This window comes from Halomonas shantousis (genome assembly GCF_054654615.1).
Map to the genome: position 1 here is coordinate 914,335 of NZ_BAAIER010000002.1, position 13,790 is coordinate 928,124.

14 protein-coding genes are annotated in these 13,790 nt (G+C 62.4%); 9 read left to right on the top strand and 5 right to left on the bottom strand.

What is annotated here, in order from left to right; all coding sequences use genetic code 11:
• Window positions 1-27 precede the first annotated feature (27 nt).
• The 3 genes from ACYQ12_RS04965 to ACYQ12_RS04975 are packed head-to-tail and all read left to right on the top strand — an operon-like array spanning window position 28 to window position 2,374.
• Complete coding sequence (locus ACYQ12_RS04965; protein ID WP_459868577.1) at window positions 28-852, top strand: symmetrical bis(5'-nucleosyl)-tetraphosphatase; 825 nt, start codon at window positions 28-30, stop codon at window positions 850-852.
• Between the two features lie 42 nt (window positions 853-894).
• Window positions 895-1,227, top strand: a complete 333-nt coding sequence (gene glpE, locus ACYQ12_RS04970; RefSeq protein ID WP_459868580.1) for a thiosulfate sulfurtransferase GlpE — start codon at window positions 895-897, stop codon at window positions 1,225-1,227.
• A 7-nt stretch (window positions 1,228-1,234) separates the two neighbouring features.
• Window positions 1,235-2,374 (top strand): tRNA nucleotidyltransferase/poly(A) polymerase-related protein, encoded by a 1,140-nt coding sequence (locus ACYQ12_RS04975; RefSeq protein WP_459868583.1) that lies wholly within the window; start codon window positions 1,235-1,237, stop codon window positions 2,372-2,374.
• Between the two features lie 20 nt (window positions 2,375-2,394).
• Here the strand turns inward: ACYQ12_RS04975 and folK are convergent, their stop codons facing one another.
• On the bottom strand, window positions 2,395-2,964 hold the full coding sequence (folK, locus tag ACYQ12_RS04980) for a 2-amino-4-hydroxy-6-hydroxymethyldihydropteridine diphosphokinase (RefSeq protein WP_459868586.1): 570 nt from the start codon (window positions 2,962-2,964) through the stop codon (window positions 2,395-2,397).
• Window positions 2,961-3,317, bottom strand: a complete 357-nt coding sequence (gene folB, locus ACYQ12_RS04985) for a dihydroneopterin aldolase (RefSeq protein ID WP_459868589.1) — start codon at window positions 3,315-3,317, stop codon at window positions 2,961-2,963. The genes folK and folB overlap by 4 nt, the downstream gene beginning before the upstream one ends.
• A gap of 131 nt (window positions 3,318-3,448) precedes the next feature.
• Between folB and ACYQ12_RS04990 the strand changes: the two genes are divergently transcribed.
• Window positions 3,449-4,096 carry a glycerol-3-phosphate acyltransferase gene (locus ACYQ12_RS04990; RefSeq protein WP_459868592.1) on the top strand — a complete coding sequence of 216 codons (648 nt, stop codon included), beginning with the start codon at window positions 3,449-3,451 and terminating at the stop codon, window positions 4,094-4,096.
• An 18-nt stretch (window positions 4,097-4,114) separates the two neighbouring features.
• On the opposite strand, the gene tsaD is transcribed toward ACYQ12_RS04990, so the two are convergent.
• Window positions 4,115-5,161: a tRNA (adenosine(37)-N6)-threonylcarbamoyltransferase complex transferase subunit TsaD gene (gene tsaD / locus ACYQ12_RS04995; protein ID WP_459868595.1), complete on the bottom strand. Its 1,047-nt coding sequence runs from the start codon at window positions 5,159-5,161 to the stop codon at window positions 4,115-4,117.
• Window positions 5,162-5,422: 261 nt separating this feature from the next.
• On the opposite strand from tsaD, the gene rpsU reads away from it, so the two are divergent.
• The 3 genes from rpsU (at window position 5,423) to rpoD (ending at window position 9,763) form a co-directional block, all read left to right on the top strand.
• Window positions 5,423-5,638 carry a 30S ribosomal protein S21 gene (gene rpsU, locus ACYQ12_RS05000; protein ID WP_459636661.1) on the top strand — a complete coding sequence of 72 codons (216 nt, stop codon included), beginning with the start codon at window positions 5,423-5,425 and terminating at the stop codon, window positions 5,636-5,638.
• A 155-nt stretch (window positions 5,639-5,793) separates the two neighbouring features.
• Entirely contained in the window at window positions 5,794-7,677 is a 1,884-nt protein-coding gene (gene dnaG / locus ACYQ12_RS05005) for a DNA primase (RefSeq protein WP_459868598.1), read from the top strand.
• 223 nt (window positions 7,678-7,900) lie between these two features.
• A complete protein-coding gene (rpoD, locus tag ACYQ12_RS05010; RefSeq protein ID WP_459868601.1) occupies window positions 7,901-9,763 on the top strand; it encodes an RNA polymerase sigma factor RpoD in 1,863 nt (620 codons plus the stop codon).
• 77 nt (window positions 9,764-9,840) lie between these two features.
• Here the strand turns inward: rpoD and ACYQ12_RS05015 are convergent, their stop codons facing one another.
• Window positions 9,841-10,485 (bottom strand): hypothetical protein, encoded by a 645-nt coding sequence (locus ACYQ12_RS05015; RefSeq protein ID WP_459868604.1) that lies wholly within the window; start codon window positions 10,483-10,485, stop codon window positions 9,841-9,843.
• A gap of 318 nt (window positions 10,486-10,803) precedes the next feature.
• Here ACYQ12_RS05015 and ACYQ12_RS05020 point away from each other — a divergent pair, with 318 nt between their 5' ends.
• Complete coding sequence (locus ACYQ12_RS05020) at window positions 10,804-11,574, top strand: Crp/Fnr family transcriptional regulator (protein ID WP_459868607.1); 771 nt, start codon at window positions 10,804-10,806, stop codon at window positions 11,572-11,574.
• Here the strand turns inward: ACYQ12_RS05020 and ACYQ12_RS05025 are convergent.
• The gene (locus ACYQ12_RS05025) at window positions 11,519-12,475 is read right to left on the bottom strand and encodes a LysR family transcriptional regulator (protein ID WP_459868610.1); all 957 of its coding nucleotides are present in this window, start codon (window positions 12,473-12,475) and stop codon (window positions 11,519-11,521) included. The two genes, ACYQ12_RS05020 and ACYQ12_RS05025, sit on opposite strands and share 56 nt — an antisense overlap.
• A gap of 155 nt (window positions 12,476-12,630) precedes the next feature.
• Between ACYQ12_RS05025 and ACYQ12_RS05030 the strand changes: the two genes are divergently transcribed.
• Window positions 12,631-13,740, top strand: a complete 1,110-nt coding sequence (locus ACYQ12_RS05030) for an S-(hydroxymethyl)glutathione dehydrogenase/class III alcohol dehydrogenase (protein ID WP_459868613.1) — start codon at window positions 12,631-12,633, stop codon at window positions 13,738-13,740.
• The last annotated feature ends 50 nt before the right edge of the window (window positions 13,741-13,790 follow it).

Genomic DNA, 13,790 nt, shown 5'->3' on the forward strand with positions numbered 1-13,790 from the left:
CCACATCATCCATACGACGGGAGAGTCATGACGACCTATGCCATCGGTGACCTGCAAGGTTGCTTCGAGGAGTTCGAGGCGCTGCTGACGCGCCTGGCCTTCAATCCCCGGCACGACCGGCTGTGGCTGGCCGGGGACCTGGTCAATCGCGGACCGGGGTCGCTCGAATGCCTGCGTGGTGTGAAGCGCCTGGGCGATTCGGCAAGTGTGGTGCTGGGCAATCACGACCTGCATCTGCTGGCCGTCGCGCATGGCATGGCCAAGCCCAAGCGCTCGGACACGCTGGAACCGATCCTGAACGCGCCGGATCGCGTCGAGTTGCTCGACTGGCTGCGCATGCAGCCGTTGCTGGTGACCGATGCGGAGCAGGATGCCGTGATGGTGCATGCCGGTCTACTCCCGCAATGGTCGCTGGCGCGGACCTGCGAGTTGGCGGCTGAGGCCGAGGCCATCCTGCATGGAGAGCGTCTGGTCGATTTCCTGGCCGTGATGTACGGCAATCGCCCCGCACGCTGGTCCGATGATCTCGAAGGCGTCGACCGCTGGCGCTTCATCGTCAACGTGCTGACGCGGATGCGCTTCATCGCCGCCGATGGCACGCTGGATTTCAGTGCCAAGGAGGGACTGGACAGCGCACCCGAGGGCTTCGCGCCCTGGTTCACCTATCCTCGTGAAGACGATCCGCGCATTGTTTTCGGGCACTGGGCGGCGCTGGAAGGGCGTGCACCTGACGCTGCGGTGCGGGCCGAGGCGCTGGATACCGGTTGCGTATGGGGCGGTCCGCTGACGGCACTGAACCTGGCTACCGGGGAACGCATCAGCGAGCCGAGCCGCCAGACCGAACGCGGCTGATCCTGCCCGGGACAGGCAGCATTTTCCAACAGGAGCCTTTTCATGTCACAGGAAACCGCTTTCGAGCACTTGGCGCCACTCACGTTGCTGGAATGGCTGAACGCGGCGCACACGCTCACGCTGGTGGACATTCGCGACCCGCTGAGCTTCGCTCAGGGCCATATTCCCGGCAGTCGCCATCTCGACAACACCACGGTCGGCGCGCTGATGGACGAGGTGCCTCGCGATACGCCGCTGGTGGTGGTCTGTTATCACGGGCATTCCAGTCAGCAGGCTGCCGCCTGGCTTTCCGGCCAGGGATTCCAGAAGGTGTACAGCCTCGATGGTGGCTTCACCGACTGGGCATCGCGTCATCCGGCGCGTGTCACGTCATGAACCCGCCATGACTCGTCACCGCGATCCCGTCATCGATGGCCTGGACGTCTACCGGGTGGGAGGGGCCGTACGCGATACCCGCCTGGGCTGGCCCGTCTATGATCAGGACTGGGTCGTCGTCGGCGCAACGCCCGAGGAGATGCTCTCGCGTGGCTTCAAGGCAGTCGGCCGGGACTTTCCGGTGTTCCTGCATCCTCGCACTCATGAGGAATACGCCCTGGCACGCACCGAGCGCAAGCAGGGGCATGGGTATACCGGCTTCGTGGTGCATGCCAGTCCCGACGTGTCGCTGGAAGAGGACCTCGCACGGCGCGACCTGACCATCAATGCCATGGCCGAAACGCCCGAGGGCGAGCTGGTCGACCCCTTCAAGGGGCTGGTCGATCTCGAGGCCCGTATCCTGCGCCATGTCTCGCCGGCCTTTGTCGAGGATCCGCTGCGAGTGCTGCGTACGGCGCGTTTCCTGGCGCGCTACCAGGGGTTGGGGTTCACCATTGCCGATGAGACGCGAAGGCTGATGCGCCATTTGGCGCACTCCGGGGAAATCGGCCATCTCGTGGCCGAGAGGGTCTGGCAGGAAACCGAGAAGGCCCTGGGCGAACCGCATCCCGACGCCTATTTTCGTACCCTTGCGGAATGTGACGCCCTGCGCGTATTGATGCCCATGCTGGCGGACGACGCCGACGCACTCGAAACCGCCTTGACGCGCATGATACAGATACCGGAGGACGTGGAGCCCCGGCCATGGCGCTGGGCGCGGTTATGCGAGCATCTGCCCGAAGCCGAACTCGAGGCACTGCACGACGCTCTGCGCATTCCCAACGCCTACCGTGAGCAGGCACGCCTGCTGGCGCGAACGCGGCAGCTGCGTCTGGCGGTGTCGGGGGCAGAGCTGGATGCCAGCACCGCGATGGAGTGGTTCAACCGTGTCGATGCCTGGCGGCGCAGTGAGCGCGTCGTGCCCCTGGTGGAGTTGCTGAACTATGATGATCCGGGCCTGGCGCGCGACGTCATGCTGGCGTGGCGGTTGGCGTCGCAGGTAGTGCCCAAGGTGCTGGTGGCGGAGGGCTACAAGGGGGCGGAACTGGGTCGGGAGCTGGCGCGTCGTCGCCATGAGGCCATGCTGGCCGCATTGAATGTGCCCTGATGGCGTGCCTCTCCGGTGCCTTATTCTGCTGTCTGGCCGGCACCGTCGGCATGGGAAATCCTTTCCCCTCGCCAGACGAAGTCCACCGGCCATAACCGCTGACTGTCCCGATCGAAGCCGGCCCAGAGGTCTGCATAGCGCTCGCCCAGGCTGGGGTGCCGATCCTCGGGCAGCAACTCGGCCAGAGGCCACAGCACGTAGGCGTTACGGATGATCTCTTCGCGAGGCAGCGTGACGCCCTCGATAGTGCCGGTCAGGTCGCCGATCGTCAGCAGGTCGATATCCAGGCGCTGCGGGCGGAAACGAGGTGCGTTCGGGTCCCTGCCGTGGCGCTGCTCCAGACACTTGCTCCAGTCACGCAGTTCTCTCACCGTGGCGGTACTGGAAAAGACGGCAACCAGGTTGTAGAAGTTGCCTCCCGCCTGGTATCCCAGCGGTTCGCTCTCGAAGACCCGCGATACCTTCAGGTCGGTAAAGCGGGCCTGCAAGGCATCCAGGCATATTCTTATGTGATGGTCACGCCGGGTGTTGCTGCCGATGCCCACCACCACTTGCCGCTTGCAGGTGGCGGAGGCCGAACACGCATTCATGTGCGCGTGCCCCGCTCGATACGCACGCCGACGGCAGCAGCGTTGGCTACGGCACCGGGCTTGCGCACCGTCAGACGCAGCCAGGTGACGGCGAACTCCTCCTGCAGCAGGGCGGCAAGACGCTCGGCGAAGGTCTCGACCAGCAGGAAGGCGTGCTCGTCGGCAAAGCGCTCGATACGTTCGCCGATGGCCGCATAATTCAAGGTCTTGTGCAGATCATCCGTCGCCGCTGCAGGACGAATGTCGGTGGCCAGTTCCAGATCCAGTGACAGGCGCTGTCTGAGAGTGCGCTCCCAGTCGTAAACGCCGATCACGGTTTCCACAGCCAGGGCTTCGATCAGTACTCGATCCACGGTGGCTTCTCTTGCGATGGGTCCATCCCCCCGGAGCGGAGCCACCATCTCGAGGCCCGGTCGGAAGGTCGAACCTTCAATTGTACGTCAGGATGATGGCAGAATCGCAAGTCATGCCGATGGAAACGCCCATGACCCTATTGTCTCCGTTCATGTCGACCTGCTTGCTGATGAGCGCAGGCTATCTGAGCGGCTCCCTGCTGGGAGCCGTCTGGGTCTGCCGCATCTGGAAGCTGCGCGACCCGCGCTTTGCCGGCTCCTGCAACCCGGGATTTTCCAACGTGCTGCGGGTGCATGGCGCGGCGCCGGCAGCCGTGACGCTGGCGGTGGATGCATTCAAGGCGATGCCGGTGTTGTGGCTGGCAAAGTGGGAGGGGTTGCCCTTGTGGGCGCAGGGGCTGATCGGCCTGGCCGTGTTGCTCGGACACAGCTATCCGCCCTGGCACCATTTCCGTGGCGGCAAGGCCGTGGCCAGCGCCTTTGGAGTGCTGCTGGTGCTGGTCCCGACCGTGGCTCTGCTATGTGCCGCCTGCTGGGCGCTGCTGGCCTGGCGCGGACGCACCGCTGCCATGGCGTCGCTGGCCAGTGCCGCCATGGCGCCCCTGGCCAGTTACGTGCTGGCCCGGGAAGCGACCCCCATCGTCAGCCTGTTCTCGGCGCTGGTCCTGGTCCGCCATGCATGGAACCTGCGCCATCCCGGAAGTGGCGTCGGGCTGGCGCTGTCCCGCCGTGGTGCGGACTCGGAAAAGGCGGGGCGCCAGGCTGACGACGAGCCCTGACGCCTGCCCGAAATCGGCTTACCGGCTTTCGCCGGAGCCGGCTGGCGGCATGAGATCGGCCAGCGGCCAGCGGGGTACGGCACGCATGGCGCTGTCGTCATGTTCTCCGGCGCGCAGTCGTTGAGCTCCGACATAGGCAATCATGGCGCCATTGTCGGTACAGAAGCGCCCGCGTGGATAGTAGGCACGAGCGCCACGCTTGGCGACCTCCCCCTCCAGCCGCTCGCGCAGACGCTGATTGGCACTGACGCCACCGGCCACCACCAGGCGCTTGAGACCGGTGTCGTCGAGTGCCCTTCGACATTTGATGACCAGCGTATCGACGACAGCCTCTTCGAAGGCGCGAGCGATGTCAGCACGCCCCTGTTCATCGAGCTGGGCTGCCTCGCGCAGCGCATTGATGGTGGTCAGGGTGTGAGTCTTGAGCCCCGAGAAGCTGAAATCGAGACCGGGACGATCCGTCATCGGTCGTGGGAAGCGAAAGCGGGTCGGATCGCCCTGCTCGGCCAGACGGGCAACCTGGGGACCGCCGGGGTAGGGGAGTGCCAGCATCTTGGCGGCTTTATCGAAGGCTTCTCCCGCCGCGTCATCCACCGACTCGCCCAACAGGCGGTAACGTCCCAGGCCGTGAACCTCGACAAGCTGGGTATGGCCTCCCGACACCAGCAGGGCGACGAATGGAAATTCGGGGGGATTCTCCTCGAGCATCGGCGCCAGCAAGTGGCCCTCCATGTGATGGACACCGAGCACCGGGATATCCCAGGCGCGAGCCAGGCCATGCGCCGTCGAAGCGCCGACCATCAGTGCGCCGACCAGTCCAGGGCCCGCCGTGTAGGCAATGGCGTCGACATCGCCGTTCTTGAGCCCGGCGGCGTCGAGCGCTTCGCCGATCAGCGGCAGCAGCTTGCGTGTGTGATCGCGAGAGGCGAGTTCCGGCACCACGCCGCCGAACTCGGCGTGCATGGCAATCTGACTGTGCAGGACGTCCGCGAGCAGTCCTTGGGCAGTGTCATACAGAGCGACGCCGGTCTCGTCGCAGGAGGTCTCGATTCCCAGTACGCGCATGTTCAGTGGTCCGAGGCTGGCAAAGCTGCCTATTGTACGCCTTTCCGGTGGGGGCGGGCAGGGCGAAGGCATCGCTGATTGCAAAGCGGGATTGCGGCGACTAGAATACCGGACTCTGCAAGACTGGGTCGTGCGCCTAGGCATCTGAATCTCAGGATTCATGTTCGAGGGTGACGTCCCGATCGGGCGATCCATCGAACGCGTTGCCAAGGGGCGTGCGTTCAAACCGAACTCATGATTCCCAAGGTAGGTGAGTGCTTAATGCCTTCTGTTAAAGTACGTGATAACGAGCCGTTCGACGTCGCGCTGCGTCGCTTCAAGCGTTCCTGCGAAAAAGCAGGTGTTCTGTCCGAAGTCCGTCGTCGTGAGCATTATGAAAAGCCCACGGCGGTACGCAAGCGTGAGGCTGCTGCCGCAGTCAAGCGCCACGCCAAGAAGCTGCAGCGTGAGCGCAAGCGTTTCGAGCGGTTGTATTGATCCGTACTTGAGGTAGCTCTGCTGCCTCAGAGGGACGCCAAGCGGCCGCCATTCGGTGGCCGTTTGTTTTTCTTTCTCAGTGTCATCTGTTACATCGTTTTTCCTTCCTCGCCGTTTCGGCAAGATGCGTCTTCCACCGCTCGAGAGTCCATGTCATGGCCGGACAGATTCCCCAGCGCTTCATTGATGATCTGCTCAGCCGCATCGATGTCGTCGAAGTGGTGGGCGAGCGTGTGCAACTCAAGAAGACCGGGCGCAACCATTCCGGCCTGTGTCCTTTCCATCAGGAGAAGTCGCCGTCCTTTACAGTGAGCCAGGACAAGCAGTTCTATCACTGTTTCGGCTGCGGGGCGCACGGTAATGCGCTGCGCTTTCTGATGGAGTACGACAATCTTCGCTTTCCCGAAGCGGTGGATGCGCTGGCCTCGAGGCTGGGCATGGAGGTTCCTCGGGAGGGCGATGACGACCCGCACGAGCGGGCGCGGCGGCAAGCGCGGGACAAGGCACGCGAGGAGGGGGAGAACCTTCTGGAATTGGCCGCTCGCTTCTTTCGCGAGCGCCTCTCCCTGCCGGAGGCCAAGACGGCGCGCGACTATCTCGAGCGGCGCGGACTTTCTCGAGACATCCTGCGCGACTTCGGCATCGGTTACGCACCGGATGCCTGGGAGGCGCTCAGGCATCATCTGGTGAGTCAGGGAATCGGCGAGGCAGTGCAGATCGAGTATGGCCTGCTGGTACATCGGGAAGACACGGGGCGCTGCTATGATCGGTTCCGTGATCGGATCATGTTTCCCATCCGTGACTGGAAGGGGCGCGTCATCGCCTTCGGGGGACGGGTGCTGGGCGATGCCAAGCCCAAGTACCTGAACTCTCCGGAAACGCCGGTATTTCACAAGGGGCGCGAACTCTACGGCCTCTTCGAGGCGCGACAGGCTAATCGCCAGCTCGAGCGCCTGGTCATCGTCGAAGGCTATATGGATGTGGTGGCGTTGGCGCAGTTCGGCATTCGCAATGCGGTGGCCACGCTGGGGACCTCGACCAGCGAGGAGCATCTGCAGCGTCTGTTCCGCCTGGTCGGTGAAGTGGTGTTCTGCTTCGATGGCGACAATGCCGGGCGACAGGCCGCACGACGTGCACTGGAGACGGTGCTGCCGTTAATGATCGATGGGCGTCAGGCGCGTTTCCTGTTTCTCCCCGAGGGCGAGGACCCGGATACGCTGGTGCGCCGTGAAGGTCGCGAGGCGTTCGAGAACCGGATTGTATGCGCCAGCCCCCTGTCAGAATTTCTTTTCGACCAGGCGGCCGAAGGCCGGGATCTCAAGCGTATCGAGGAGCGCGAACGCTACGTCAGTGCCATGCTGCGTGCGCTGGAGCGTCTGCCCGACGGCGTTCTGAAGTCGCTGTTGTTGCAGGAACTGTCGGAGCGCACGGGCATCGAGCAGTCACGCTTTCAGGCATTGATGACAGTTTCGGGAAGACAATCCGCTCAGGCAGGCTACAATTCTGTTACGCAAGGGGGCGAAGAGGCACCGAGCGAGCCCTTGTCATCCGCTCCGGTCGCCGCGCGGCGTGGCGGGCAGGAGCATCGTCGTTCCGCGACTGGCGGGGCGCTGAGCTTCACGGCCCGTGTGCTGCACCTGCTGCTTCATGATCCGGCGTTGGTGTCGCATCTGCCGGACGCGCTGGACTGGTGCCCCGACGAGGAGCATGACGGGGTGTTGTGCCGGGAAGTGATTCGGCTGGTGCGGGCAGGAGGTTACCGTAGCACCCAGGTCATACTGGCCCACTTTCATGGCACCGAGCAGGGTCAGCGCCTGGTCGCGCTGGCGCAACGCGAGCTGTTGATGCCGCGTGAGGCCCGGGCGACCGAGCTTAACGGGTTGGTCGCCTTTTTTCAGGAACGCCAGTCGAAGCGTACGCCGCAGAGCGAATTCGACGCCCTGCTCGCCAAGGAGAAGCGCGGGGAAAGACTATCCAAGGAGGAGAAGCTGCGATTGATGGCCCTGCTCACCGAGCTCAAGGGCGCCGGACGTGCTTGATCCCGGAAACTCGCAGTCAAGGTTGAATTTCCGCAAAAAACCACCATGTTTGTGACCAGCGGAAAAACAGATAGCCGAACACACTAGCACACCTGGACGCCGACGCAAATACAATACTGGCAGTACAACGCTGATAACAGCTATACTGGCTGGCTTGATGGCGCTTCGATCCTATTGATTTACGTCCAGGTGCTTCATTCTTCTTCGTCGAGATAGGGTTTCTATGGCTGGAAATGCGCAGCAGCAGTCACGTCTGAAGGAGTTGATCGCTCGCGGCAAGGAACAGGGTTTCCTGACCTATGCCGAGGTCAACGACCATCTTCCCGAGGATATCGCCGATCCCGATCAGGTGGAAGACATCATCGCGATGATCAACGACATGGGTATCAGTGTCGTTGAGGTCGCGCCGGATGAAGATACCCTGATGATGGCGGATCATTCCACCGATGAGTCGGCCGCCGAGGAGGCGGTGGCGGCGCTGGCTGCCGTGGAGAACGACGTCGGCCGGACCACCGACCCGGTGCGCATGTACATGCGCGAGATGGGAACGGTGGAACTGCTGACCCGCGAGGGCGAGATTGCCATCGCCAAACGTATCGAGGAAGGTACCCGCGAAGTGATGTCCGCGCTGGCCTACCTGCCGGGCGCGGTGGATTCCATTCTCGAAGCCTATGATGCCACGCAGGACGAAGAGGCTCCCGGGCGGCTGTCCGACCTGTTTTCCGGCTTCATCGATCCGGACGAAGGCATTCCTGGCGTTGCCGAGGCGGAAGTGGTCGAAGAGCCGGTCGCGGATATCGATGCGGACGCCGACGACGCCGACGGTGACGACGACGACGCCGAAGACAGCAGCGAGGACAATGCCACCGAGGGGGGGCCGGATCCCGAGGAGGCGCGCGCACGCTTCGAGCAGATTCGCGAGCAGAACGAGGCTACCAAGGCAGCGATCGCCAAGCATGGTCTGGGTTCTACCGAAGCCAGCGCCGAGCAGGCGCGCCTGGCCGAGTTGTTCTCGCCCATCAAGCTGGTGCCCAAGCATTTCGAGCGTCTTGTCGGACAGGTGCGCATCAGCGTCGAACAGGTTCGCGATCAAGAGAAGGCCATCATGCAGGTCTTCGTCAAGCAGGGTAAGGTTCCGCGCAAGACCTTCATCAACGAGTTTCCCGGCAACGAGTCCAACGCCGAGTGGCTGGATGTGTTTCTCGGCAAGCACGCCAAGTTCGCCGAGTCGCTGGAGCCCTTCCGGAGCGACATCCAGCGTGCCCAGCGCAAGATCGGCTTCGAAGAGCAGATGGTCCAGCTAAGGGTGCCGGGGATCAAGGAGGTCAACCGCCGTCTCTCCATCGGCGAGGCCAAGGCGCGGCGCGCCAAGAAGGAGATGGTCGAGGCTAACCTGCGCCTGGTGATCTCCATCGCCAAGAAGTACACCAACCGCGGACTGCAGTTCCTGGATCTGATTCAGGAGGGCAACATCGGCCTGATGAAGGCGGTGGACAAGTTCGAGTATCGCCGTGGCTACAAGTTCTCCACCTATGCGACATGGTGGATCCGTCAGGCGATCACGCGTTCCATCGCCGACCAGGCGCGGACCATCCGTATCCCGGTGCATATGATCGAGACCATCAACAAGCTCAATCGCGTCTCGCGCCAGATGCTTCAGGAAATGGGTCGCGAGCCGACGCCGGAAGAGCTGGGCGAGCGTCTCGAGATGCCCGAGGACAAGGTGCGCAAGGTGCTCAAGATCGCCAAGGAGCCGATCTCCATGGAAACGCCGATCGGTGACGACGACGACTCGCACCTGGGCGATTTCATCGAGGACGGCACCATGATCCTGCCCATCGACTCCGCGACCGACGAGGGGCTGATCGAAACGACGCGCAACGTGCTGGGTGGCCTGACGGCGCGTGAAGCCAAGGTGCTGCGGATGCGTTTCGGTATCGACATGAATACCGACCATACCCTGGAAGAGGTTGGCAAGCAGTTCGATGTGACGCGTGAGCGCATCCGCCAGATCGAAGCCAAGGCGCTGCGCAAGCTGCGCCATCCGTCACGCTCTGATGCGTTGCGCTCATTCCTGGATGAGTGATCCGTAGTGCAGCAAGCGAAGACAGATCTACGCCCGCGATCATCGCGGGCGTTTTTTATGTCCGTTCTTTATGCGGGCTATGACCGGCGCAACTGACGACGGGCCAGCAGCAGCAGCTCGAGCACGGCAAACAGCAGCAGCATATAGCCGAAAAGCTCGGTAACCTCCTCGGCGACATTCTTGAATATCCGGAGATAGGCTTCCTGCATGAAGGCTTCCCAGAACTCGCTACGGCCAAACAGGCGTGAGAATACGTAAGTGCAGAGAAAGCCCGAGGCGAACAGGCCGAAGGAGAAACTGTCGGCGTAGTGGACGAATTCCTCGATAAATGACCGGCGGTTACGGAGCACGACGAACAGGCTGGGCAGCACGACCAATGACACCAGCACCTGCCAGGCACCATCAAAGACGTGAGTGTCAAGAAAGGCATCCTGCTCCCGAATGAGCGAGGCGAGCAGGAAGGCGAGCATCAGCAGGGTCAGATAGCGAAAATGGCGTAGTGCAGTATGCACGTAGAACAGCAGTGCCACGCTGAATCCCAGCAGGAGACTCTGCATGGTTTCGGTGAAGCCCCCCTCGCTGAAGCGTATCGCCGTTACGCTGCTTGCCTCGTGATGCACCCCCTGCATCAGGATGACGATAAACAGGATATAAAGCCCGGCACGAAGGCAGGTGGCCTTGAAGCTGATGCCGTTCTGCTGGGAGTGGTATGATGGCTTCATGTTCCTCGCTTCTGAAATGGCTACATGGCACATTGGAAAAAAAAGAGCAGCATGACCGGCATCTCGCAAAGCGCGGAATGCGCGATACTGTCTCTGGCGGACTCCGGCAGGAGCCGTACTGACGAGAAGCGGTATATTTTAGCCAAAGCGCATGGGCAAGTCTTTCGCTTGTCGCCCACCCCTGGACCATTCATGTTCTCCGGTGACCGAGGTCAACGTCGGTTTGGCGATGGCGTGCGATGCTGAGCGTAATCCAGACGGATCGGGAAATGGTCCAGTATGTTTCCTGATATCAAGCCGCTACAGAAGCGACATGAGATGAGCGCAAAAGATAGCTGTATCATTCGTTATTTTAACCATTACGCCACACTGTCAGCCGAGGACAAGGAGCTGCTGCGCTCCCTTGAGCGCAGCCCGACGGATATCGGCAAGGCGGTTCCGCTCTGGAAGGAAGGCGATAAAGCGGACCATTTCTGTACGCTGTCAGAAGGATGGGCCTACTCGTGTCGGCACATGGAGGACGGCTCACGGCAGATCCTGGATATCTTTTTACCAGGCGACATCATCGGCCTGCGCGAGTTCGCCTTTCAGGAGCGGCTGACCACGGTGGAAATGATCGAGGAAGGGGTCGTGTGCCGCTTCCCTCACCGCCATCTCACCGATATCTTTCGCCAGTCGCCGCTGCTCTCCACGATCTTTTTCGCCATATCCTCACATCATCAGGCCCTGCTCACCGAGCGGTTGATCAATTTGGCCCGGCGTAGCGCGCGGCAGAAGGTGGCCCATTTCCTCTATGAACTCTATGTGCGCCTGCAGCGCACACAGTCATCCCCCATGCACCGATTCCGTGTCCCGCTGTCGCAGCAACAGCTGGGCGACGCACTGGGGCTTTCCTCGGTGCATATCAGTCGTACGTTCACGGCGTTCCGGGAGGAGGGTGTGATGCTCAGGGAGCGACAGTGGATCAATCTGTCTGACCCCGAATCGCTGGCTCGGGAGGCCAATTTCACCGACCAGTACCTGAACGACCATATCAGTCATCTGTTTCAGAAGGCTGCGCTGGATCCTGCCGGCACGCTGGCAAGCTGAGGCTGCCAGCGGCCTGCTGACGACCTACCGAGGAGGGCAGGCGCTCGACGAGAAACTCCACGAACTGGCGGATCTTGGGAGAGAGGTGGCGATGGCGAGGATAGACCACCCATACCGCGGTTCCCGTGTAGAGATAGTTCTCCAGTACGGAAATCAGGTGTCCGCTGGCGAGATGCTCCCGGACGTAATAATCCGGGAGCTGGGCAAGCCCCAGCCCCTTGAGCGCTGCATCGAGCAGAGCGGGGCCGGAATTGGCCTGCCAGCGGCCCGTGACGCGAACTTCCCGGCGAGTGCCTTCGACATCGAACAACCAGCTGTCGCGTGATCCCAGCAAGCAATTGTGGGCCGAAAGCTCCGCCAGACTATGTGGACGCGAGACCTGCTCGAAATACTCCCGCGAGCCCACCACATATTCCCGACGGTCGCACAGGCGCCTGGCGATCAGGCTGGAGTCCTTGAGCACCCCCATGCGAATCGCCACGTCATAGCCTTCATCGATCAGCTCCACCTGACGGTTGGTGAAGTGCATCCTGATTTCCAGCTGCGGGTGCAGGCACTGGAAATCGTTGACCAGCGGTGCAACGTAGCGCTCGCCGAAAGTGGTGGCGCAGGTCAGCTTGAGCACCCCGCGCGGGCTGGCCTGCATTTCGTTGAGTGCCGCTTCGGCCTCACGGAAGCCGTCGAACAGATGTCGGCAATGCTCGTAGTAGAGCGTTCCGGCGTCGGTCAACCGGATCTGGCGAGTGGTGCGATAGAGCAGCTGCGTGCCGAGCTGGCTTTCCAGCTGTCCGACCAGACGGCTGATATGCGAACTCGAGACTTTCAACTGGCGCGCAGCAGCGGAAAAGGTGCCGAGGCGCACCACTTCGACGAAGGCTTCGATACGATCCCAGCGCTGCATTGTTGCTCCCTGGCAATAATCTTGTGAGTCCTGCCCCGTTTATCGTGCCTGCCGACCTCGCCTAAACTGAAGGCACGAATGATCGTCCATCGTATGCCAGTCGTAACGAAACGTCGCCATACGAGGATACCAATGAGTGATCAAGGAGCATTTTGATGAAATCACGTGCCGCCATCGCCTGGGAAGCCGGCAAGCCGCTGGAAATCGCCGAAATCGACGTCGAGGGGCCCAAGGAGGGCGAGGTGCTGGTACGCATCGCCGCCACCGGTGTCTGTCATACCGATGCCTTTACGCTCTCCGGCGCCGACCCGGAGGGGCTGTTCCCGTCGATTCTCGGCCATGAAGGCGCCGGCGTGGTCGAGGAAGTCGGCCCGGGCGTGACCAGCGTGCAGCCCGGCGATCACGTCATTCCGCTGTACACCGCCGAGTGCGGCAAGTGCAAGTTCTGCCTGTCGGGCAAGACCAACCTGTGCAGCGCGGTGCGCGCCACCCAGGGCAAGGGCGTGATGCCCGACGGCACCTCGCGCTTCTCGATCGACGGCAAGATGATCCACCACTACATGGGCACCTCGACCTTCTCCGAGTACACCGTACTGCCGGAAGTCTCCCTGGCCAAGGTGTCGAAGGAAGCGCCGCTGGACAAGATCTGCCTGCTCGGCTGCGGCGTGACCACCGGCATCGGCGCAGTGCTCAACACCGCCAAGGTCGAGCCGGGCTCCACCGTGGCGGTATTCGGCCTGGGCGGCATCGGGCTCGCCGTCATTCAGGGGGCGCAGATGGCCAGGGCCAGCCGCATCATCGCCATCGACGTCAACCCCGACAAGTTCGAGATGGCGCGCCAGTTCGGCGCCACCGAGTTCGTCAATCCCAAGGATTACAGCGATCCCATCCAGCAGGTCATCGTCGACATGACCGACGGTGGCGTGGACTACTCCTTCGAGTGCATCGGCAACGTCAACGTCATGCGCTCGGCGCTGGAGTGCTGCCACAAGGGCTGGGGCGAGTCGATCATCATCGGCGTGGCCGGCGCCGGCGAGGAGATCTCCACGCGGCCGTTCCAGCTGGTGACCGGTCGGGTATGGAAGGGCTCCGCCTTCGGCGGGGTCAAGGGGCGCAGCGAGCTGCCGGGTTATGTCGACCGCTACATGAAGGGCGAGCTGAAGATCGACGAGTTCGTCACGCACGATCTGCCCTTCGAGCAGATCAACGAGGCCTTCGAGCTGCTGCATGAAGGCAAGAGCATCCGCTCTGTGCTGCACTACTGAGCATCATCGTCATTCGCGCTCGGGGCGGTCGATACCACTCCGAGCGATTC